This window comes from Streptomyces durmitorensis (genome assembly GCF_023498005.1).
Lineage (GTDB): Bacteria > Actinomycetota > Actinomycetes > Streptomycetales > Streptomycetaceae > Streptomyces > Streptomyces durmitorensis.
In genome coordinates this window covers 1,019,708-1,038,643 of sequence record NZ_CP097289.1, presented here as the reverse complement: position 1 = coordinate 1,038,643, position 18,936 = coordinate 1,019,708, and the positions used below count along the sequence as shown (strand labels likewise).

General features: G+C 70.1%; 28 protein-coding genes and 1 riboswitch. Of the genes, 20 read left to right on the top strand and 8 right to left on the bottom strand.

Annotated features, from left to right (window positions below; genetic code table 11):
• Positions 1–102 precede the first annotated feature (102 nt).
• Positions 103–732 (top strand): LysE family translocator, encoded by a 630-nt coding sequence (locus M4V62_RS04935; RefSeq protein WP_249585986.1) that lies wholly within the window; start codon positions 103–105, stop codon positions 730–732.
• Here M4V62_RS04935 and M4V62_RS04930 read toward each other — a convergent pair.
• The 4 genes from M4V62_RS04930 to M4V62_RS04915 form a co-directional block, all read right to left on the bottom strand.
• Positions 710–1,270 (bottom strand): DUF6328 family protein, encoded by a 561-nt coding sequence (locus M4V62_RS04930; protein WP_249585985.1) that lies wholly within the window; start codon positions 1,268–1,270, stop codon positions 710–712. The genes M4V62_RS04935 and M4V62_RS04930 overlap by 23 nt on opposite strands.
• Before the next feature lie 168 nt (positions 1,271–1,438).
• Entirely contained in the window at positions 1,439–1,912 is a 474-nt protein-coding gene (locus tag M4V62_RS04925; protein ID WP_249585984.1) for a C40 family peptidase, read from the bottom strand.
• A 3-nt stretch (positions 1,913–1,915) separates the two neighbouring features.
• A riboswitch (cyclic di-AMP (ydaO/yuaA leader) is annotated at positions 1,916–2,079 on the bottom strand.
• Between the two features lie 364 nt (positions 2,080–2,443).
• The gene (locus M4V62_RS04920; RefSeq protein ID WP_249585983.1) at positions 2,444–2,752 is read right to left on the bottom strand and encodes a hypothetical protein; all 309 of its coding nucleotides are present in this window, start codon (positions 2,750–2,752) and stop codon (positions 2,444–2,446) included.
• 7 nt (positions 2,753–2,759) lie between these two features.
• Positions 2,760–3,395: an ATP-dependent Clp protease proteolytic subunit gene (locus tag M4V62_RS04915; protein WP_249585982.1), complete on the bottom strand. Its 636-nt coding sequence runs from the start codon at positions 3,393–3,395 to the stop codon at positions 2,760–2,762.
• Between the two features lie 363 nt (positions 3,396–3,758).
• On the opposite strand from M4V62_RS04915, the gene M4V62_RS04910 reads away from it, so the two are divergent.
• The 12 genes from M4V62_RS04910 to M4V62_RS04855 all read left to right on the top strand — a co-directional run bounded on the left by M4V62_RS04910 (position 3,759) and on the right by M4V62_RS04855 (position 11,148).
• Positions 3,759–5,234 (top strand): amidase, encoded by a 1,476-nt coding sequence (locus M4V62_RS04910; RefSeq protein ID WP_249585981.1) that lies wholly within the window; start codon positions 3,759–3,761, stop codon positions 5,232–5,234.
• Positions 5,212–5,679, top strand: coding sequence for a phage holin family protein (locus M4V62_RS04905; RefSeq protein ID WP_249585980.1), 468 nt, complete (start codon positions 5,212–5,214; stop codon positions 5,677–5,679). Before M4V62_RS04910 ends, M4V62_RS04905 begins: the two co-directional genes overlap by 23 nt.
• Positions 5,680–5,739: 60 nt before the next feature.
• Complete coding sequence (locus M4V62_RS04900) at positions 5,740–6,126, top strand: gas vesicle protein GvpO (protein WP_425574969.1); 387 nt, start codon at positions 5,740–5,742, stop codon at positions 6,124–6,126.
• Positions 6,127–6,193: 67 nt separating this feature from the next.
• Entirely contained in the window at positions 6,194–6,619 is a 426-nt protein-coding gene (locus M4V62_RS04895; RefSeq protein WP_249585978.1) for a gas vesicle structural protein GvpA, read from the top strand.
• Entirely contained in the window at positions 6,616–7,395 is a 780-nt protein-coding gene (locus M4V62_RS04890; protein ID WP_249585977.1) for a GvpL/GvpF family gas vesicle protein, read from the top strand. Before M4V62_RS04895 ends, M4V62_RS04890 begins: the two co-directional genes overlap by 4 nt.
• A 4-nt stretch (positions 7,396–7,399) precedes the next feature.
• The gene (locus M4V62_RS04885; RefSeq protein WP_249585976.1) at positions 7,400–7,663 is read left to right on the top strand and encodes a gas vesicle protein GvpG; all 264 of its coding nucleotides are present in this window, start codon (positions 7,400–7,402) and stop codon (positions 7,661–7,663) included.
• Positions 7,660–8,361 (top strand): DNA primase, encoded by a 702-nt coding sequence (locus tag M4V62_RS04880; RefSeq protein ID WP_249585975.1) that lies wholly within the window; start codon positions 7,660–7,662, stop codon positions 8,359–8,361. The genes M4V62_RS04885 and M4V62_RS04880 overlap by 4 nt, the downstream gene beginning before the upstream one ends.
• On the top strand, positions 8,354–9,466 hold the full coding sequence (locus tag M4V62_RS04875) for an SRPBCC family protein (RefSeq protein ID WP_249585974.1): 1,113 nt from the start codon (positions 8,354–8,356) through the stop codon (positions 9,464–9,466). Before M4V62_RS04880 ends, M4V62_RS04875 begins: the two co-directional genes overlap by 8 nt.
• A complete protein-coding gene (locus tag M4V62_RS04870) occupies positions 9,463–9,870 on the top strand; it encodes a gas vesicle protein (RefSeq protein WP_249585973.1) in 408 nt (135 codons plus the stop codon). The genes M4V62_RS04875 and M4V62_RS04870 overlap by 4 nt, the downstream gene beginning before the upstream one ends.
• Positions 9,867–10,673 carry a GvpL/GvpF family gas vesicle protein gene (locus M4V62_RS04865; protein WP_249585972.1) on the top strand — a complete coding sequence of 269 codons (807 nt, stop codon included), beginning with the start codon at positions 9,867–9,869 and terminating at the stop codon, positions 10,671–10,673. Before M4V62_RS04870 ends, M4V62_RS04865 begins: the two co-directional genes overlap by 4 nt.
• Positions 10,670–10,858, top strand: a complete 189-nt coding sequence (locus tag M4V62_RS04860) for a gas vesicle protein (RefSeq protein WP_160509195.1) — start codon at positions 10,670–10,672, stop codon at positions 10,856–10,858. The genes M4V62_RS04865 and M4V62_RS04860 overlap by 4 nt, the downstream gene beginning before the upstream one ends.
• A complete protein-coding gene (locus M4V62_RS04855) occupies positions 10,855–11,148 on the top strand; it encodes a gas vesicle protein K (RefSeq protein ID WP_249585971.1) in 294 nt (97 codons plus the stop codon). The genes M4V62_RS04860 and M4V62_RS04855 overlap by 4 nt, the downstream gene beginning before the upstream one ends.
• A gap of 28 nt (positions 11,149–11,176) precedes the next feature.
• Here the strand turns inward: M4V62_RS04855 and M4V62_RS04850 are convergent, their stop codons facing one another.
• Entirely contained in the window at positions 11,177–11,725 is a 549-nt protein-coding gene (locus M4V62_RS04850; protein ID WP_249585970.1) for a type 1 glutamine amidotransferase domain-containing protein, read from the bottom strand.
• Positions 11,726–11,872: 147 nt separating this feature from the next.
• Here M4V62_RS04850 and M4V62_RS04845 point away from each other — a divergent pair, with 147 nt between their 5' ends.
• Positions 11,873–12,883 (top strand): Ppx/GppA family phosphatase, encoded by a 1,011-nt coding sequence (locus M4V62_RS04845; protein WP_249585969.1) that lies wholly within the window; start codon positions 11,873–11,875, stop codon positions 12,881–12,883.
• On the opposite strand, the gene M4V62_RS04840 is transcribed toward M4V62_RS04845, so the two are convergent.
• On the bottom strand, positions 12,810–13,121 hold the full coding sequence (locus tag M4V62_RS04840) for a WhiB family transcriptional regulator (protein ID WP_347277107.1): 312 nt from the start codon (positions 13,119–13,121) through the stop codon (positions 12,810–12,812). The genes M4V62_RS04845 and M4V62_RS04840 overlap by 74 nt on opposite strands.
• A 159-nt stretch (positions 13,122–13,280) precedes the next feature.
• Entirely contained in the window at positions 13,281–13,661 is a 381-nt protein-coding gene (locus M4V62_RS04835) for an ANTAR domain-containing protein (protein ID WP_249585967.1), read from the bottom strand.
• A gap of 132 nt (positions 13,662–13,793) precedes the next feature.
• Between M4V62_RS04835 and M4V62_RS04830 the strand changes: the two genes are divergently transcribed.
• Positions 13,794–14,165 carry a helix-turn-helix transcriptional regulator gene (locus tag M4V62_RS04830; protein WP_249585966.1) on the top strand — a complete coding sequence of 124 codons (372 nt, stop codon included), beginning with the start codon at positions 13,794–13,796 and terminating at the stop codon, positions 14,163–14,165.
• A gap of 64 nt (positions 14,166–14,229) precedes the next feature.
• Positions 14,230–14,523, top strand: a complete 294-nt coding sequence (locus M4V62_RS04825) for a type II toxin-antitoxin system Phd/YefM family antitoxin (protein WP_249585965.1) — start codon at positions 14,230–14,232, stop codon at positions 14,521–14,523.
• Positions 14,524–14,607: 84 nt separating this feature from the next.
• Here the strand turns inward: M4V62_RS04825 and M4V62_RS04820 are convergent, their stop codons facing one another.
• Positions 14,608–15,618, bottom strand: coding sequence for an ABC transporter permease (locus M4V62_RS04820; protein WP_249585964.1), 1,011 nt, complete (start codon positions 15,616–15,618; stop codon positions 14,608–14,610).
• Between the two features lie 112 nt (positions 15,619–15,730).
• On the opposite strand from M4V62_RS04820, the gene M4V62_RS04815 reads away from it, so the two are divergent.
• The 4 genes from M4V62_RS04815 (at position 15,731) to M4V62_RS04800 (ending at position 18,934) form a co-directional block, all read left to right on the top strand.
• Entirely contained in the window at positions 15,731–16,351 is a 621-nt protein-coding gene (locus M4V62_RS04815; RefSeq protein WP_249585963.1) for a TetR/AcrR family transcriptional regulator, read from the top strand.
• 222 nt (positions 16,352–16,573) lie between these two features.
• Positions 16,574–16,876, top strand: a complete 303-nt coding sequence (locus tag M4V62_RS04810) for an urease subunit gamma (protein WP_249585962.1) — start codon at positions 16,574–16,576, stop codon at positions 16,874–16,876.
• 32 nt (positions 16,877–16,908) lie between these two features.
• Complete coding sequence (locus M4V62_RS04805; RefSeq protein WP_249592691.1) at positions 16,909–17,220, top strand: urease subunit beta; 312 nt, start codon at positions 16,909–16,911, stop codon at positions 17,218–17,220.
• Positions 17,213–18,934, top strand: a complete 1,722-nt coding sequence (locus M4V62_RS04800; RefSeq protein ID WP_249585961.1) for an urease subunit alpha — start codon at positions 17,213–17,215, stop codon at positions 18,932–18,934. Before M4V62_RS04805 ends, M4V62_RS04800 begins: the two co-directional genes overlap by 8 nt.
• Positions 18,935–18,936 lie beyond the last annotated feature (2 nt).

Genomic DNA, 18,936 nt, shown 5'->3' with positions numbered 1-18,936 from the left:
GCGGTGGGGCTGTCCGGCGGCGTGGGGCTAAACGCCTGCTTAAGGCAGACCCAGGATATTCCACATACCCGCTGAAGGCAGAAGAACGGCAGGCTGGCGGCCATGGACGCTCAACTGGTCGCCTTCACCGGCGTCGCCGCGGGCATGGTCGCCATGCCGGGCGCCGACTTCGCCGTCGTGGTGCGCAACTCCCTCGCCTCCCGCCGCGCCGGGGTCACCTGCGCGATCGGTGTCGCGGGCGGGCTCCTGGTGCACACGGCGCTCGCGGTGGCCGGGGTCGCCGCGGTCCTCACGGCGGTTCCCACGCTGTTCCGGGCGCTCCAGGTCCTCGGCGGTGCCTATGTGCTGTACCTCGGGTATCGCGCGCTGCGGTCGGCGGCGCGGCCCCTGGCGAGTTTCGGGGTGCCGGACGGCGCGGAACAGCCGGCGGCCGGGGGCAGCCTGCGGCAGGGCTTTTTCACCAACGCCCTCAACCCCAAGGCGCCCATCACCTTCCTCAGCGTCCTTCCCCAGTTCGTGCCCGCGGGCAGCCCCGCGATGCCGAGGACACTGCTGCTCGCGTCGATCATCGTGGCGCTTGCCCTGGTGTGGTTCCCGGTCGTCGCGCTCCTGGTGGACCGTCTTGGCCGCCGGCTGCGCAGGCCGCGTACGGCCCGCGCGATCGAGGGCGGCACGGGCGTCGCGCTGAGCGTCCTCGGCCTGGTGCTCCTCACCGAGGCCCTGATGGCCTGACGTCGTCCGACGCGCCGGTGTCCGATTCCGGGTCCCGGCCCTTGCCCGCGCCGCGCAGCAGAACGGGCAGCAGGCCCCACAGGCCCGCGCACACCACCAGCGTGCCCGCGCTCGCGATGATCCCGCCGGTGCGGCCCACGGCCACGTCCACGACCAGGAGCACGGAACCGGCGAGCGCGAACACCAGGACCGCCATGCCGATGCCGGCGAGACGGGACGAGACCCGCACGATCCGCGGCTTGGAGTGCTGCCCGAACAGCGACCTGTGCACGGCGGCCGGCGCCGTGAACAGCGCGGCGGACAGGACCGCGAGCAGCAGCGTGGTCACGTACGTGGTGCGCTGCACCGTGTCGAGCGAGGGAAAGCGCTCGGTGAAGGCGAGCGTCAGCAGGAACGCGAAGAGGATCTGCACGCCGGCCTGTGTGACGCGCAGTTCCTGGAGGATCTCGGAGAAATTGCGGTCGGCGCGTTCGAGTGTCGTCTCGTTGCGGGCGTCGGAGGACTCGCCCGAGGAGCGGGAACCGTTGTTTTCGGACATGGCGACCGAGTATCCGCGTCGACGTGCTCCACGCCCGGCGGGCGCGCCGAACGGAGGGCCGGTCGAGCGGAGGGCCGGTCGAGCGGAGGGCCGGTCGAGCGGCGGCAGCGGCCGTGAGGCCGCCGCCGCCCTCCGACAGGTCTGCGGTCGACGGTCGGTGACGGGCTGTCAGCGCACCCGGCCGTACGAGACGCTCTTCGTCCAGATCTTCTCGAGGCGCACGACGGTCCCCCTCTTGGGCGCGTGCCAGATCTTGCCCTTCCCGGCGTAGATGCCGACGTGGTAGACGCTCCGCCCGGAGTGGAAGAAGACCAGGTCGCCGCGGGAGCGCTTCGACGCCGAGACGTGGCGGGTCTTGTTGTACTGCTGCGCGGCGGTGCGCGGCAGCTTCTTGCCCGTGCGCTTGAACGAGTAGAGCGTCAGGCCCGAGCAGTCGAACCGGTTCGGCCCCGCGGCCCCGTATCCGTACGGAGAGCCCTTCTTGGAGGCAGCGATCTTGAGCGCTTTGGTCCCGTGTGTCGCGGCCTCGGCTTCCGACGTGAGCCCTGGGGCCACGAGGGTGCCGCCTACGACGGCGAGCGTGAGGGCCGATACGGAACCGGCCCTGGTGAGCAGCGACGGAACATGATTCAGCGCGGTCATGCGCAACCCTTCGTCAACCGCCTGTGAAGGATGACCTGTCGGATTCGGGCTGGCGAAGTTGCCCGGCCGCGCTGTGCGGCTTCACCCCAAGGGTCGGCGTCCGGACCTTCCGGACCGACCCGTCATGCCTGGGTCCTCCACTCCTGCCGATGCACCGATGTCGACCGGTCATCCGGGCGGCGGCAGGACTCGGCGTCCGCCCGGACCGCCCCGCCGCTGTGGCGGGGGCTTGTCGTCGGAAGGGATCTTGACCCGTCAAGGGGTCGAATTCCGAGCCGAAACGGTGTTTTGTGAGGCTCCTCACGGCTGAACCGTTCGGGTGGACAAGGTCGGATTCGAGATCGGGCCGGGCACTCCGACGATCGTTCGACCAGCACCGGAACGAGTAATTCCGGCACTCGCGTACACATCTGACGCAACCGAAGACGTCTCAAATAACGACGATCGTCTACGCCGAACGAGGTAGCCCGTTTGGTTCGTTTGAGACCGGCCCCGGACGGTTCGGGCTCGGGATGCCGGGGTGACGGGTGCTCAGGACGCCGACGGAGGCGGCACGGTGACTCGTTCCGCACGACGCTCCCCGTCGAGCACACGCAGCGCTCGGGCCAACGTCGGCGCACACACGGCGCTCTCGCCCCGCTGGTGCATCAGCGTGAGCGCCTCCCGCAGGGCGGTCGCGCTGCCGACCAGGGCCTGGGCGGCGCGCAGTCCGCCGTAGGTGTCCGAGGCGCGGGCGGGGTTGATCCGGCCCACCAGATCGACCACTTCGAGATACCGGTCGATCAACTCGCCCTCGGCGCGGGTGAGTGCGGGCAGCGGAGGAAGTTCGGGTGGCAGCATCGGCTGATCACCGCGCGTCCGGGGCGCGGAGGGACGACTTACGGCTCGCGATGATCCGGTCCACCAGGCCGTAGTCGACGGCCTCGGGGGCGCTGAGGATCTTGTCCCGCTCGATGTCGGCCGCGATGCGCTCCGGGCTCTGGCCCGTGTGGTGGACCAGCAGCCTCTCCAGTGCGGCACGGGTGCGCAGGAGTTCGTCGGCCTGGATCGCCAAGTCGGTTGCCTGGCCGTGGATCGGCTCGGTGATCGAGGGCTGGTGGATCAGCACGCGGGCGCCGGGCAGCGCGCACCGCTTGCCGGGGGTGCCCGCGGCAAGGAGGACGGCTGCCGCCGACGCCGCCTGGCCGAGGCAGGTCGTCTCCACGTCGCAGGTGACGAACTGGATCGTGTCGTAGATCGCCGTCATGGCACTGAAGGAGCCGCCGGGGGAGTTGATGTAGAGCGCGATGTCGCGGTCCGGTGCCGCGTGTTCGAGGTGCATGAACTGCGCCATCACGTCGTTGGCCGAGGTGTCGTCGATCGGGGTGCCCAGGAAGACGATGCGCTCCTCCAGCAGCTTCGCGTACGGATCGAGGGTCCGCTGCCCCGCGCTGGTGCGCTCGGTGAACTCGGGCAGGACATGGCGGGCGAAGGGTCGGTTCATGGCGCGTCTCTCCTCTGCCGGGGTCGGCTGCTCCCCGAGGCTTCCTGAAGGCTTCCTGTAAAAAATGTACAGGACGTACGTAACGTCGTCTGGGGAGCATGTTCGCGTGATCCGCCGCAGTCAACAGCTGCGACGTGTTTCAGCCGCTCGCTGAAAGCGGGGGCCGCGGCGCGCGCGACCGGATGGCCGACGCGGTGACGTGGGCATACTCCGCCTCGTCGCGACCTCAGCCGCGAGCCGTCAGCCGCCCCGACCCGTCTCCCGCCGCCCCGAAGCCGTTCGAGCCGAAAGCGTCGTATGAGTCCTGAAGCCCACCGAGCCCACCGAGCCCGCCGAGTCCCTGAAGACCTTGGCGCGCAGCAAGTGCCCGAAGCCGCCGAGCTCGTCCGGCTCACCGCCCGCGAACTCGCCGCCAGGATCCGCACCCGCGAGCTGTCCGCACGCGAGGTCGTCCAGGCGCACCTGAACCGGATCGAGCAGGTCAACGGCGCCGTGAACGCCGTGGTGACCCTGACGGCCGAGCGCGCGCTCGACGAGGCGCGCACCGCCGACGAGGAAACCGCGCGCGGCGCGCCGCTCGGCCCGCTGCACGGCCTGCCCGTCGCCCACAAGGACACCCACGACACCCGCGGCATCCGGACCACCTACGGCACACCGCTCCTCGCCGACAACGTCCCGGACCGCGACGAGCTGATCGTCGAGCGCATCCGCGCCGCCGGGGCGATCACCATCGGCAAGACCAACGTGCCCGAGTTCGCGGCCGGTTCACACACCTTCAACCCGGTCTTCGGGGCCACTCGCAACCCGTACGACCTCCGGCGGTCGGCGGGCGGCAGCAGCGGGGGAGCGGCGGCCGCGCTCGCGTGCGGCATGCACCCCCTGGCCGACGGCAGCGACATGGGCGGTTCGCTGCGCAACCCCGCGTCGTTCTGCAACGTGGTGGGCCTGCGCCCCTCGCCGGGCCGCGTGCCGAGCTGGCCGGACACCGCACCGTGGTCGACGATGGCCGTGCAGGGCCCGATGGCGCGCACGGTCGCCGACGCGGCGCTGCTCCTCTCCGTCGTCGCCGGACCCGACCCGCGCTCGCCGATCGCCCTGGAGACGCCGGGGAGCGCGTTCGGCGGGTCACTGGCACGGGATCTGACGGGTCTTCGGATCGCCTGGTCGCCGGACCTGGGCGGAGCGGTGCCGGTCGACCGCGAGGTCACCGACGTGCTCGCGCCCGCCGTCGCCGTCCTCGCCGACCTGGGGTGCGCGGTCGAGGAGGCGTGCCCCGATCTGTCCGGCGCCGACGAGGTGTTCAGGACCTTCCGCGCCTGGCAGTTCCACCTGGGGCTCGGGGCGCTCCTGGAGACCGACGGCGACCGGATGAAGCCCAGCCTGGTCCGCAACGTACGGCAGGGGAGCGCGCTCACCGGCATCGACCTGGAGCGGGCCACCGTGCTGCACGCCGAACTGTTCCACCGGGTGCGGGAGTTCTTCGAGCGGTATGACGCCCTGGTCCTGCCGACCAGCCAAGTCGTGCCGTTCCCCGTCGAGTTGGAGTATCCGGCCGAGGTCGACGGGGTGGCGATGGCGGACTATCTGGACTGGATGCGCTCGGCGTACCTGGTGTCCGCGACCGGCAGTCCGGCGCTGTCCGTGCCCGCCGGATTCACCCCGGACGGACTGCCGGTGGGGCTCCAGATCGTCGGACCGCACCGCGGCGATCTACGGGTCCTGCAGATCGGTCACGCCTTTGAACAAGCCACTCGGCACGGCGAGCGCGGGCCGGAGCGCCGCGTTACGCGCGCCGACGGCCGGGTACTCGGGCGCCATGAATCGTCTGGAGCATCTTGACCATCTGGAGAAGAGCCTCGTCGATGAACTGACGCTTGCCGCCCGCGAGGCCGTGCGCGACGAACTGCGGGAGCAGACGCGGAAACAGCGCCGCACGGCCGCGCTGTACGCGGGTGCGGGCGCCTTCGGTCTCTACGCGGGTGCCGCGCTGGCGCTCGCCTTCGGCCTGGCGCTCGCGCTGGGGCTGCCCGACTGGGCGGCCGCGTTGATCACCGCGGTGGTCCTGGCCGGCGTGGCCTATTTCCTGCGTGAGGCCGCCCGTCCGGCAAAGGGCCGGCCCTCCACGGACGGCCCAGCCGTGGTCGGCCCTGCCGCGGACACCAAGGGCACCCCGTCCGTGCCCCCGCCGCCCGTGTCGCCGCCGACCGTGGAAGCGGCCGATCCGGGTGTGGACGCGATGGATCCGAGCGTGGATCCCGAGATGCCGCACCGTTGGGGCCGGTGAGCCGAGACAACTGGCCTGAGATGTTTGGCCAACGGCTTACGGGCCACCCGGGAGTTCGAGGTGGCCATATTGAACACATCGCCAGATCCAGCGAAGAAGAAGACGACCTCGAGTTCTCAGAACTCGAGGAACTCATCCGACGAACACGCGGAAAGCGGCGGCAGGGCGAAGCGTCGGCCGGGCCCCATGGAGGTGCTGCGCACGGCGCGCACCCAGCTCGCCGAGCTCACCGGGATGGCCGCCGAGTCCGTGTCGTCCTTCGAACAGACCGATGACGGCTGGACGTTGGAGATCGAGGTCCTGGAACTCACCCGGGTTCCGGACACGATGAGTCTCCTCGCCAGCTACCAGGTGGAGTGCGACCCGCAGGGCGAGCTCCTTGGCTACAAACGCGTCCGCCGCTACGAACGCGGGCGCGCCGACTCCCACAAGGGCGGCGGCCGATAGAGCCCGCTCCGCACGGAGCTTCCGCACTTCTTTCCACAGACTTCTCAGACAAGGAGGGCCGGTCGGCATGACCGTTGTCCCTGCACAGCAAGCCGGCGGATCGGGCGGCACCAGTGGCCTGTACGACGTCCTGGAGCTAGTCCTCGACCGCGGTCTCGTCATCGACGCCTTCGTGCGTGTCTCGATCGTGGGCATCGAGATCCTGAAGATCGACGTGCGAGTGGTCGTCGCCAGCGTCGACACCTATCTGCGCTTCGCCGAGGCGTGCAACCGACTCGACCTGGAGGCGGGCCCGCACAAGAGTCCCGGACTCCCCGACCTCGTGGGCGAGGTCACCGAATCCGGTGCGCGCGGCAAGTCCAAGGGTGCGCTCTCCGGCGCCGCCGAGACCATCTCCGACGCGTTCAAGCAGTCCCGTGAAGAGAGTCAGTCGGAGTCCCGCCCGCGCGCCCGCAAGAGCACGTCCGCGCGCAGGAAGGAGGAGCAGGAATGAGTACGTACGTCTATGGCATCGCCGCGAGCTCGCACCCGTCGCTCCCCGAAGGCATGAACGGGGTGGGCAAGCCGGCGCGCCAGGTGCGCATCCTCAAGGAAGGCGATCTGGCGGCGATCGTCAGTGACGCGCCCGACGAGCTGCGCGCCAAGCGCAACGACCTGCTGGCCCACCAGAACGTCCTGAACGAGGCGGGCGCGGCAGGCCCGGTCCTTCCCATGCGGTTCGGCAACGTCGCCCCGGACGACACGGCCGTCACGAGCGTGCTCGCGGAACGCGCCGAGCACTACCGCGAGCGGCTCACGACACTGGCCGGCAAGGTCGAGTACAACGTCAAGGCCAGCCACGACGAACAGGCGGCCCTGCACCGCGTGATGGCCGACAACCCCGAGGTGCAGGCCCTCGCCGAGGCCAACCGGCAGGCGGGCGGCGGCAGTTACGAACAGAAGCTGCAGCTCGGCGAGATGGTGGTGGCCGCGCTGCAGGCCCGGGAGCGCGAGGACGCGGTGGAACTGCACCGCGCCCTGGAGCCGACGGCGCACGCCGTCAGTGTGGGCCCCGAGTCCACGGGATGGCTGGCCAACCTGTCGTTCCTCGTGGAGCGCGACGCGTCCGCGGTGTTCCTTGCCGCCGTCGATGAGGTCCGCAAGGGGCATCCGCACGTCGAACTGCGGGTCAACGGCCCGCTGCCGCCCTACAGCTTCATCGAACCCGGACCCTCGGAGCCGACGGGAGCCACGTCGGAGGCCATGGGCTCCAAGAGCGGCCGGGAGTAGGCGCATGGGACTGATCGGCGAAGTGCTGATGCTGCCGTTCGCGCCCGTGCGCGGCGGCCTCTGGGCGGTGAGCCAGGTACTCGCCGAGGCCGAGCGTCTGTACTACGACCCGGCCACTGTCCGGGCCGAACTCGCCCTTCTCGAGCAGCGGCTCGAGTCGGGGGAGATCGGCGAGGAGGAATTCGACCGCCAGGAGGACGAGTTGCTCGACCGCCTGGAAATCGGCCTGCGCGCAGGCGCGGGAACTGACAACGGGACCACACGATGAATCGACTGGGACTTGGCCTCGCCGTAGGGGCCGGATACGTCCTCGGACGTACGAAGAAGATGAAGCTCGCGTTCGCGGTCGGCACCATGGTGGCCGGCAAGCGGATGAACCTGAGCCCGCGGGCCCTTGGGGACCTGCTGTCTCAACAGCTTCAGAACAACCCGCAGTTCAAGGAGATCGGCGACCAGCTGCGCGGGGATCTGCGCGGGGTCGGGAAGGCCGCCACCGGAGCACTGGTGGAGCGTCAGATCTCCGGACTCGCCGACCGGCTGCACGGAAGGACGGCGGATGTCCGCGATCAACTCGCGGGCGTGAAGCCGGACATACCGGGGCGCGGCAGCGAGCGCGAGGCGGAGGAGCCGGACGACGCGTACGAGGAGTACGACGACCGGGACGCACGGGACGACCAGGACGACCGCGACGACCGGGACGACCGCGACGACCGGGACCACGAGCCCGCAGAGGCGGAGTCCGAGGAGGAGTCCGAGGAGAGGCCCCGGCCGAGGAAGAAGGCTCCTGCGCAGAAGGCCGCCCCCAAGAAGGCGGCAGCCAAGAAGAGCCCCGCCGGAAAGGCGGCGGCGAAGAGCCCTGCCAGGAAGACGCCGGCGAAGAAGGCCCCCGCCAGGGCCGCGGCGAAGACTTCCGCACGCCGCGCCACCGGGGCCCGGTTGCCGAAGGAGGGTGGCCGCGATGAGTGACACGCTGAAGTCCGCGACGGGACGGGCGAAGGACAACCCCATCACCGGCGTCGTGCAGAGCGAGGCCGCCGACCGGCTCAAGGCGGAGGTCCAGGAGTATCTCGCCGCCCAGGCCCAGCGACTGCTGGTCGGAGTGGGCCACAAGCTCGGCGAGACGACGGGCAAGCTCAACGACATCGCCGACGGCAACAGCCCCGGCTTCGCCAAGCTCGCCCTCGACGGCGGTCGCAAGATGGCCGAGGGCAAGGGGCCGCTGCGGTCCGCTATCGAGGTCGGCGCGGGGCGGGCCAAGGACAGTGTGGTCGACGCCTTCAAGAACATGACCGGAGGCAAGGGCCGCCGCAAGGGCGGGGCCGGCAAGAAGCCGACGGTCATCATGGAGTTCGTGGACGTCGGCGTGCCGCTGCGCACGGCGTACGACCAGTGGACGCAGTACCAGGACTTCAGCAACTTCGCCAAGGGCGTCAAGAGTGCGAACCGCGCCGACGACACCACGTCCGACTGGCAGGCCAAGGTCTTCTGGTCGAGCCGGAGTTGGAAGGCGCACACCACCGAACAGGTGGCGGACGACCGGATCGCCTGGACCTCGGAGGGCGCGAAGGGCACGACGAAGGGTGTCGTCTCCTTCCACACGCTGGCCGAGAACCTCACACGCGTCCTGCTGGTCCTGGAGTACTACCCCAAGGGTCTCTTCGAGAAGACCGGCAACATCTGGCGCGCCCAGGGCCGCCGGGCACGGCTCGACCTGAAGAACTTCGCCCGCTTCATCACCATCAAGGGCGAGGCGGAGGACGGCTGGCGCGGCGAGATCCAGGACGGCGAGGTTGTCGTCAGCCATGAGGACGCGCTCGCGGAGGAGCAGGACGAGGACGAGCGCGACGAGGAGCAGCCGGAGGAGTCCTACGAGGAAGAGGACGAGGACGAGGACGAGCGGGGCGCCTACGGCGAGGCGGATGAAGAGGAGGAGGGCGAGTACGAGGGCGAGTACGAGGGCGAGGACCACGAGGCGAAGTACGAGGAGGACGAGCCGGAAGAGGCAGAAGAAGAGGCGGAAGAAGACGCCAAGTACGACGAAGAGCCCGCGACGAGCGGGAGTCGCCGATGACGATGCCTGGTCGGATCCCGGAGCCGTACGGGCAGGGCGGCGGCGCGAACCTGGCCGACATCCTGGAGCGCGTGCTCGACAAGGGCATCGTGATCGCGGGTGACATCAGGATCAACCTGCTCGACATCGAACTGCTCACCATCAAGCTGCGGCTCATCGTCTGCTCCGTCGACAAGGCGAAGGAGATGGGAATCGACTGGTGGGAGGACGACCCCGAGCTGTCCTCCCGTGCACACAGCAAGGAACTCACGCGTGAGAACGCCGAGTTGCGTGCCCATGTCGCCGAGCTTGAGCAACTGGAGCAAGGCAGGACGGAGCGGCGGAAGCCGGCGCGACGCAAGGTGGAACAAGGCAAGGCGGAGCAAGGCAAGGCGGAGCAAGGCAAGGCGGAGGAAAGCTCATGAGCGGACTGCGGTACGTCTACGCCATCTGCCGCCCCTTCGACGCGGCACTCCAGGCGCAGGTGACCGGGGTGGACGGCGCGCCCCCCGGTCAGCTGTCGCACCACGGCCTGATCGCCGTGGTCGGCACCGTGCCGGAGGGCGACTTCGGCGAGGAGCCCCTCCGGCGCCACTTGGAGGACCTGGACTGGCTGAGCGCTACCGCGCGTGCCCACCAGGCGGTGATCGACGCGCTCACCGCGGTCACCACGCCGCTGCCGATGCGGCTCGCCACCGTGTTCCGGGACGACGCGGGCGTGCGCGTGATGATGGAGGAGCGGGAGGCCGCGTTCCTGCGGACGCTCGACCGGCTCGACGGCCGCGTGGAGTGGGGCGTCAAGATCCATGCCGAGGCGGAGCCCGCCCCCGCGGCCGAGAAGCCGGAGAAGGCCGCGTCGGGCCGGGACTATCTGCGGCAGCGCCGGCAGCGGAACAGGGCCCATGAGGAGATGTGGGAGAGCGCCGAGAAGTTCGCGCGCCGCCTGCACGACACGCTCTGCGGACACGCCGAGGACGCCAGGCTGCACGCACCCCAGAACTCCGCGCTCTCCCAGGAGTCGGGCCGCAACGTACTCAACGCCGCCTATCTGGTGCCGCGTTCGGAGTCGGAGGCCTTCGTCGAACTGGTGGAACGCGTGAAGGGCGAGGAGCCGGGCCTGCGCGTGGAACTCACCGGACCGTGGGCGGCGTACTCCTTCGCGGGCCTGGAGGACGACGCGGACGACGCGGACGGCGTGGACGGCGTGGCGAGGGAGGCGGGGTCGTGACCGTCGTCGAACGCCGGGAGGTGGCCCTGGTGGACCTGCTCGACCGGCTGCTGGCGGGCGGGGTCGTCATCACCGGGGACCTCACCTTGCGCATCGCGGACGTCGACCTGGTCCGCATCGACCTGAACGCACTCATCAGCTCGGTGAACGAGCAAGTGCCCTCGCCTTTTGAGGAGTTGCTGTGAGCGAGCGGACTCCGGGAAAGAACCGCCTCGAACTCGAGCCGGACACGGTGGAACGCGACCTGATCAAACTCGTCCTGACCGTCGTGGAGCTGCTGCGTCAGCTCATGGAGCGGCAGGCCGTGCGCCGGTTCGACACCGGGGATCTGAGCGAGGACCAGGAGGAACGCATCGGACTCACACTGATGCTCCTCGACGACCGCATGACCGAACTGCGCGAGCGCTACGGCCTGCGGCCCGAGGACCTGAACCTGGATCTCGGGCCGCTGGGACCGCTGCTGCCGAGGGAGTAGCCGCTCAGGGATCAGGGGCCACCTGGGATCAGTGAGCGGAGGCCGGCTTCGCGAACTCCGTCAGGAATGCCTCGGAGAACGCCTTCAGGTCGTCCGGCCTACGGCTGGTGATCAGCGTGTTGGGCCCGTCGTGGCAGATCTTGACCTGCTCGTCGACCCAGGTGCCGCCCGCGTTGCGGATGTCCGTGCGGATGCTGGGGAAGGAGGTGAGTCCCCGGCCCGAGACGACGTCCGCCTCGACGAGGACCCACGGGGCGTGGCAGATCGCGGCGACCGGGCGGCCGCGGTCGAAGAAGTCGCGCACGAAGGACACGGCACCTTCGTCGAGGCGCAGCGCGTCCGGGTTGGCCACGCCACCCGGCAGGACGAGCCCGTCGAAGGAGTCGGCCGACACCTCGCCGACCACCTCGTCCACGGGGAACGTGTCGGCCTTGTCGAGATGGTCGAAGGCCTGGATGTGGCCAGGCCGCGTGGACACGAGGACGGGCTCACCGCCCGCGTCGGTCACCGCCTTCCAGGGGTCGGTGAGTTCGATCTGCTCGACGCCCTCGGGTGCCATCAGGAACGCGATACGCATGGCTGCTCACTCTCCTTGCCGGTCCCGGGCGGTCACGTCCGGGACCCGTTCGTCGGGTGGGGTCTGTTGCACGGATCACGGGTTCCCTGGCCGCATCAAGGTCAACCAAGGTGACTGACCCGTGGCCTGATGGGTACTCAGAGTTACATGCGATTGAGTGTGATGGATGTGGGTTCCAACGCGGTCCGGCTGGTCGTCGTGGACGCCGAGGACGGTGTGCCGTTGCCGGTTCACACCGCCAAGTGGAGAGTGAGACTCTCCGAAGAGGTCGGGCCGACGGGGGTGATCCCCGAGGAAGCCGTGGGGCAGCTCGTCACCGCGGTCTCCGAGGCCGCGAGGACCGCCCGGCGATGGGGCTCGGCGGAGCCGCTGGCCTTCGCCACGACCGTCGTACGCAGCGCGCCCAACCGGCTGGACGTGCTGCGGATGATAAGTGAGGAGACCGGCGTGGCGCTGTGCACCATGCCCGGAGAGGTGGAGGCCGAACTCACCTTTCTGGGCGCCCGCCGGTGGATGGGCTGGCGAGCCGGGCCCCTCGCGCTGTTCGACATCGGCGGTGGCTCGCTCGAGGTGGCCTTCGGGCGCGGAAGGCTGCCGGACTACGTGGCCTCGCTGCCCCTCGGCGCGCGCCGGCTGACCCGGGAGTTCTTCGAGGGCGAGGATCCGCCGACCGAGCAGAGTGTGAAGGCGCTGCGGCGCAAGGTGCGCCATCAGCTGCGGGACGTCGCCGCGCGCATCCGCTGGGAGGGGCCGCGCACCGCCGTGGCGACGTCACGGACGTTCCAGCAGCTGGCGCGGCTCGGGGGCGCCGCCCCCGGCCGCCACGGACCGTTCATGGCGCGGCAGCTGAGCCGCGCGGAGCTGCGCCTGTGCCGTGACCGGCTCGCCGCGCTGCCGGCGGCCGAGCGTGCCCGGCTGCCGGGGGTGTCGGCGCCGCGGGCCGTGCAGAGCCTGGCGGGCGCGATCGTGGGGCACACGGCGATGAAGCTGACGGGCATCAAGACGGTCACCATCTGCCCCTGGGCCATCCGTGAAGGCGTGCTTCTGCGGCACATGGAGGACGGCGGGGCGTGGTGGGCGGAAGTCAGTCAGCGCGAGGTGGTGCCGGATTCGTTGGCGCATCCGATGGCGCTGCGGATCGCGGCTCTGCAGAACTGAGCCGTGCGGGTGCGGAGCTGCCGGCCTTCTGGCGCAGCACCGCACGCTGCTCCGCGTTGGTTCCGCCCCAGACGCCGTACGCCTGACCGCTGTCGATGGCCCAGGCGAGGCAGGGCCGGAGGACGGGGCAGCGCAGGCAGATCCGCTTGGCGGCCAGCTCCTCGCGCAGAGCGGGGCCGGTCGCGCTGACGGGGAAGAAGAGCTCGGGGTCCTCTCGCGCGCAGAGCGCGCTGGTCATCCACTCCATCAACGCCTCCCTCGGGGGTGGAGTTCGCCTCCGTGCGGTCCGTGACCGGGGCACGAGTGCCCTTGTCGCGCGGACGGAAACCGAAGAGAGCCGGGAGAAGGGAGGGGCCCGTGTTCCGTCGGGCTCATCCACGCCTGTGTTACGTCGAGCTCATCCCTCGTCGGTGTGGGGTGCCGTCGGCGGCTCCTGGAGCTGGGCGACCGTCGCGGCCAGTTGCCGTCGGAACGGCTTCGGGATCTCACCTCCCGTGGCGGCATCGACGAGTTCGGCGGCCACGACATGCAGCTTGGTGTTCGTGTTCTGGGAGACCGAGACGAGGACGTCCCACGCGTCATCGGCGCTCAGTCCGAAGGACGCCATCAGGACTCCGCGCGCCATGTCGATGACGGGCCGCGTCCGCATGGCCCGCCGCAACTGACCGAGTTCGACCCGCGGGTCCTGCTCGACGTGACCGGTCGTCGGGCAGGAGGGCGCGTCGGGTGGGGCTTCGCTGCCCTCCGCGAGCTGCGCGGGAAGTGCACGTTCGGTCATGGCGGCCACTCCGTAGCATCCGTGGGTCGTCACCTCACTCAGCGTCGGCCCGGCGAGGTTAACCCGTCAAGAGATACCGGAAATGTAGTTCGTCTTTTTGAATACGTGAATCGGACCCCCTACCTTGGAGGGATGGGTGCAGTACCTGAACCACACATCGGTTGGACCTTCCTCACCAACCACGCCCGCGTGCTGGCCGCGATCGCCGACGACCCCGCCACCCGCATCCGGGACATCGCCGCGCGCTGCCGACTCACCGAGCGTGCCGTGCAGAAGATCGTCGCGGATCTGGAGGGGGGTGGATATCTCTCCCACACACGCCAGGGCCGCTCCAACGCGTACCGCATCGAAGCGGGGACCATCCTGCGCCACCCGGCCGAATCGGGTCTCGCGGTGGCGGAACTCCTGACGCTCCTCGTCCAGCACGACGACGAACGCAGCGAAGAGCCGCGGCGGTTGCAGGCCACGCCTTCGCACACGTCCGACCCGGATACCGCCCCCTGACCTGCGGCGTATCCGTTTCGCGCGGGCCGGATGGCCGTGGCGGGCGACGGTTAAGCTGGGGAGCATGGCCTACGAGATTCCGGTGACGCAAGCCCGAGCAGAGCTCGCCGATCTGATCAACCGCGTCGTCTACGGCGGCGAGCGGGTGGTCGTCACCCGCCATGGCAAGCCACTCGTGGCCCTTGTCTCCGCCGCCGACCTGGAACGGCTCGAGGCGATGGCGGACGTGGACGTGGACGAGGAGCAGGTGGTCAGCTCCGTCTCGTCGTTGCGCTCCACCTCGTCCCCGTCGGCGGGTGCGGGTGAACGGCAGCGCTTCGGTATCGCCGCCGAACACCGGGGGCCCAACGCGACGTAGCCGTACGGCGATCGAGCGCGGGAAGCGCCGTACACCCCCGTCCGCTACAGCGGAGGCGTACGGCTGTCTCTGTGGGCTGCCGGGTCAGGCGACCTGCACCGTCTCCCGCGCCGTCGTTGCCTCGTCGCGTGCCGCGGCGGAGGGGCGGCGAAGCGCACCGAGCAGTACGGCCGTCAGGCCGAGCAGGGCCCAGACGGCGAGGGTGAGCAGGGGGCCCGTGATGCGCGCGCCGTCGAAGAAGGAGACCGAGCGCAGCAGGGTGCCGCCGGCGCCGGGCGGCAGCAACTGGCCGATGAATCCGACCGGTTCGGGCAGCAGTCGAGGCGCGGACGTCACGCCGGAGAACGGGTTGCCGAGCAGCACCATGGTCAGCGCGCCGACCCCGATGCCCGCGGGGCCGATGAGCGCGGCGCACCCGGCCACGGTGGCTCCCACCGCGAGCGTCGAGAACCCCAACACCCCTGCTTCCGCCCACCAGTTGCCCGTCAGCACGCCCAGCCAGCTGTGCGTGACCGCGGCGGCGACCACGCCGACCAGCGCGGCGGCCAGGACGAGGGAGGCCACCGCGCGGATGCCGCGCAGGCCGAGCATCGTCACGACCGCACCGGCCGCGACACCCGCGATCGCCAGCGGCAGCACGCTCGCCCCGAGAGCGGAGCCCCGAGGGTCGTCGGCGGGCGCCGCCACCACATCGGTGGTGGTCACCTCGGCCCCCTCCGGAGCCTGACCGGCCACCGCCTGCTCCAGGAGCTGGGCGACCACCGGGCTCGCCGCGGTCGCGGTCAGCAGTTTCATTCCTCGCGGAGTGACGACGACCGCTCCGTACACGGCCCGGTCCTCGACGGCGTCGCGGGCCGCGGCCTCGTCGGCGTACCGATGGATCTCGAACGCGCCCTTCTGCTGCTCCAGTTGGGACTGGAGTGGCGCCGTCGCGGCGGCGGGTCCCGCGACGCCGAGCGGCAGATCGCGGGGGGCGGTCCTCGCGGCGGGCCAGGCGAAGGCCCACAGGGCGAGGGCCACGAGCGCGGAGACCAGGAGGGCCACCGCCACCATGCGGCGGCCTTGCGGGGGCGGGGTGGCGACCGGCGTGGACATGGGCTGAGCTCCCTGGAGATCAAAGAGAAGGATCGTTCGTTTTATGTGATGCCCACTGTGCTTCCGGGTGTGGAGCTTGTCAAGAATGAATGTTCGTTTTAGTTTGAGAAGCATGGCCCGCGTATCCCAGGAGCACCTCGACGCACGCCGCCGCCAGATCATGGACGGCGCCGCCCTCTGCTTCGCCCGCAATGGCTTCCACGCCACCTCGATGCAGGACGTGCTCAAGGAGGTAGGCCTCTCCGCCGGAGCGGTCTACCGCTACTTCCGGGGCAAGGAGGAGCTGATCGGGGCGATCGTCGGTGAGGTCCTCGAATGGCTCCAGGCGACCTTCGAGGCGGCTGCCCAGGAGACCCCGCCGCCACCGCCGGACGTGCTGGTCGGCCGCGCGCTGACCCAGGTGCTCGCCCAGAACCAGGGCGGCGGCGAGGGGGAGACGCCGTACTTCCCGCGTCTGATCGTCCAGGTGTGGGCGGAGACCCTCCGCAACGAAGAGCTCGCCACCGTGATGAGGCAGGGGTACGCCAAGGTGCGGGTGGCCTGGGTGAAGATCGTCGAGGGGTATCAGGCGGCGGGCATGATGCGGGACGACGTCCCGGCCGACCACGTCGCGCGGGTGATGGTCGCCACGGCCCAGGGGTTCGCCGCGCAGCTCGCGCTCTTCGACGAGGTTCCGGTCGAGGCGCTGCAGGACGGCCTGCGCGGCTTGATGAGTATGGGGAAGCCCACTTGACGAGTATGGGGAAGCCCAGCTGAGGGTCATGGAGCGGTCAAGCGCTGGTTAACCTCGTTGAAACTCCTCCCAACTAGCCTGCGATGCCACGCCGCCAGGGGATTTCGTAACCGGGGTGCGCAAGATCGAGCGTACTGCCTGTGTGTTACATCTATATCCGTCGCGGTGGCCGCGGCAGCCGGACCCCGCACGGTCCGGAGCGAGGACTGTGAGGTGGGACGCGTGCAACTGACCCCGCACGAGCAGGAGAGACTGCTCATCCATGTGGCCGCGGACGTGGCCGAGAAGCGAAGGGCGCGGGGGCTGCTGCTCAACCACCCCGAGTCGATCGCGCTCATCACGTCCCACATCCTCGAAGGGGCCCGCGACGGCCGCACCGTCGCCGAACTCATGTCGTCGGGCCGCAAGGTGCTCACGCGCGACGACGTCATGGGCGGCATCCCGGAGATGATCCACGACGTCCAGGTCGAGGCCACCTTCCCGGACGGCACCAAGCTCGTCACCGTCCACGACCCGATCGTCTGACGGGGGCCGGACAGATGAGTCCCACGCAACCCGTGGTCCCCGGCGAGATCCTCTTCGCCGACGAGCCCGTCGCCTACAACGTAGGCCGCGAGGTCACCGCCCTCACCGTCCTCAACGCCGCCGACCGCCCCGTCCAGGTCGGCTCCCACTACCACTTCGCCGAGGCCAACCCCGGCCTCGACTTCGACCGTGCCGCCGCGCACGGCAAGCGGCTCAACATCGCCGCCGGCACCGCCGTGCGCTTCGAGCCCGGAATCCCCGTCGACGTCGAACTCGTCCCCCTGGCCGGACTGCGCATCGTGCCCGGACTGCGCGGCGAGACCGGAGGTCCCCTCGATGCCTGAACTGTCCCGCGCCGCGTACGCCGATCTGTTCGGCCCCACCACGGGCGACCGGATCCGGCTCGCCGACACCGACCTCCTCGTCGAGATCGAGGAGGACCGCTCCGGCGGCCCCGGACTCTCCGGCGACGAGTCGGTGTTCGGCGGCGGCAAGGTCATCCGCGAGTCGATGGGGCAGTCGCGCACCACGCGCGCCGAAGGCGCCCCCGACACCGTCATCACCGGCGCCGTGGTCATCGACCACTGGGGCATCGTCAAGGCCGACATCGGCATACGCGACGGCCGCATCACCGGCATCGGCAAGTCCGGCAACCCGGACACGATGGACGGCGTGCACCCCGATCTCGTGATCGGTCCTGAGACCGAGATCCTCGCGGGCAACGGCAAGATCCTCACCGCGGGCGCCATCGACACCCACATCCACTTCATCTCGCCGACCATCGTCGACGAGGCGCTGGCCTCCGGCGTCACCACCCTCATCGGGGGCGGCACCGGACCGGCCGAGGGCAGCAAGGCGACCACGATCACCCCCGGCTCGTGGCACCTGGCCCGGATGTTCGCCGCGATGGAGTCGAGCCCGGTCAACATCGGCTTCCTCGGCAAGGGCAACACGGTCTCCAGCGAGTCCATGCACGCCCAACTGAGGGCCGGAGCCGTCAGCTTCAAGATCCACGAGGACTGGGGCGCGACGCCCGCCACCATCGACGCGTGCCTGAACGTCTGCGAGGACACGGGCGCCCAGCTCGCCGTCCACACCGACACCCTCAATGAGGCGGGCTTCGTCGGCGACACGTTCAAGGCCGTCGCGGGCCGTACTCTGCACGCCTTCCACGTCGAGGGCGCGGGCGGCGGGCACGCCCCGGACATGATCACGGCGGTGTCCCTGCCCAACATGCTGCCGAGTTCCACCAACCCGACCAGGCCGCACACCGTCAACACCATCGAGGAACACCTCGACATGCTGATGGTCTGTCACCACCTCAACCCGGCGGTCCCCGAGGACCTCGCCTTCGCCGAGTCGCGGATCCGGCCCACCACCATCGGGGCCGAGGACATCCTGCACGACCTCGGCGCCATCTCGATCATGTCGTCGGACTCGCAGGCCATGGGGCGCATCGGCGAGGTCGTCATGCGGACCTGGCAGACCGCGCACGTGATGAAGCGGCGGCGCGGCTTCCTGCCGGGGGACACCCGGGCGGACAACCGGCGCGCGCGTCGCTATGTCGCCAAGTACACGATCAACCCGGCGGTCGCGCAGGGCGTCGACCACGAGATCGGCTCCGTCGAGACCGGCAAGCTCGCCGACCTGGTGCTGTGGGACCCGAAGTTCTTCGGCGTGAAGCCCCAGCTGGTCATCAAGGGCGGTCAGATCGCGTACGCGCAGATGGGCGATGCCAACGCCTCCATCCCCACGCCGCAGCCGGTCCTTCCGCGCCCCATGTTCGGTGCGCACGGGACGGCGCCGAGCCTCAACTCCTTCAACTTCGTGACGCAGTCGGCCCTTGACGACGGGCTGCCCGAACGGCTCGGCCTGGCCAAGGAGTTCACCGCGATCCGCTCGACGCGCGGGCGCACGAAGGCGGACATGTACGAGAACGACGCCCTGCCCAGGGTGGAAGTCGCGCCCGACAGCTTCGCCGTCACCATCGACGGGGAGCTCGTGGAGCCGTCACCCGCCGCCGAACTGCCGCTCGCGCAGCGGTACTTCCTGTTCTGACG

Coding starts and splice junctions, on each gene's coding strand:
- M4V62_RS04935 (WP_249585986.1), top strand. CDS start 103: ATGGACGCTCAACTGGTCGCCTTCACCGGCGTCGCCGCGGGCATGGTC.
- M4V62_RS04930 (WP_249585985.1), bottom strand. CDS start 1,270: ATGTCCGAAAACAACGGTTCCCGCTCCTCGGGCGAGTCCTCCGACGCC.
- M4V62_RS04925 (WP_249585984.1), bottom strand. CDS start 1,912: ATGACCGCGCTGAATCATGTTCCGTCGCTGCTCACCAGGGCCGGTTCC.
- M4V62_RS04920 (WP_249585983.1), bottom strand. CDS start 2,752: ATGCTGCCACCCGAACTTCCTCCGCTGCCCGCACTCACCCGCGCCGAG.
- M4V62_RS04915 (WP_249585982.1), bottom strand. CDS start 3,395: ATGAACCGACCCTTCGCCCGCCATGTCCTGCCCGAGTTCACCGAGCGC.
- M4V62_RS04905 (WP_249585980.1), top strand. CDS start 5,212: ATGAATCGTCTGGAGCATCTTGACCATCTGGAGAAGAGCCTCGTCGAT.
- M4V62_RS04895 (WP_249585978.1), top strand. CDS start 6,194: ATGACCGTTGTCCCTGCACAGCAAGCCGGCGGATCGGGCGGCACCAGT.
- M4V62_RS04890 (WP_249585977.1), top strand. CDS start 6,616: ATGAGTACGTACGTCTATGGCATCGCCGCGAGCTCGCACCCGTCGCTC.
- M4V62_RS04885 (WP_249585976.1), top strand. CDS start 7,400: ATGGGACTGATCGGCGAAGTGCTGATGCTGCCGTTCGCGCCCGTGCGC.
- M4V62_RS04880 (WP_249585975.1), top strand. CDS start 7,660: ATGAATCGACTGGGACTTGGCCTCGCCGTAGGGGCCGGATACGTCCTC.
- M4V62_RS04875 (WP_249585974.1), top strand. CDS start 8,354: ATGAGTGACACGCTGAAGTCCGCGACGGGACGGGCGAAGGACAACCCC.
- M4V62_RS04870 (WP_249585973.1), top strand. CDS start 9,463: ATGACGATGCCTGGTCGGATCCCGGAGCCGTACGGGCAGGGCGGCGGC.
- M4V62_RS04865 (WP_249585972.1), top strand. CDS start 9,867: ATGAGCGGACTGCGGTACGTCTACGCCATCTGCCGCCCCTTCGACGCG.
- M4V62_RS04850 (WP_249585970.1), bottom strand. CDS start 11,725: ATGCGTATCGCGTTCCTGATGGCACCCGAGGGCGTCGAGCAGATCGAA.
- M4V62_RS04845 (WP_249585969.1), top strand. CDS start 11,873: ATGCGATTGAGTGTGATGGATGTGGGTTCCAACGCGGTCCGGCTGGTC.
- M4V62_RS04840 (WP_347277107.1), bottom strand. CDS start 13,121: ATGACCAGCGCGCTCTGCGCGCGAGAGGACCCCGAGCTCTTCTTCCCC.
- M4V62_RS04835 (WP_249585967.1), bottom strand. CDS start 13,661: ATGACCGAACGTGCACTTCCCGCGCAGCTCGCGGAGGGCAGCGAAGCC.
- M4V62_RS04830 (WP_249585966.1), top strand. CDS start 13,794: ATGGGTGCAGTACCTGAACCACACATCGGTTGGACCTTCCTCACCAAC.
- M4V62_RS04825 (WP_249585965.1), top strand. CDS start 14,230: ATGGCCTACGAGATTCCGGTGACGCAAGCCCGAGCAGAGCTCGCCGAT.
- M4V62_RS04820 (WP_249585964.1), bottom strand. CDS start 15,618: ATGTCCACGCCGGTCGCCACCCCGCCCCCGCAAGGCCGCCGCATGGTG.
- M4V62_RS04815 (WP_249585963.1), top strand. CDS start 15,731: ATGGCCCGCGTATCCCAGGAGCACCTCGACGCACGCCGCCGCCAGATC.
- M4V62_RS04800 (WP_249585961.1), top strand. CDS start 17,213: ATGCCTGAACTGTCCCGCGCCGCGTACGCCGATCTGTTCGGCCCCACC.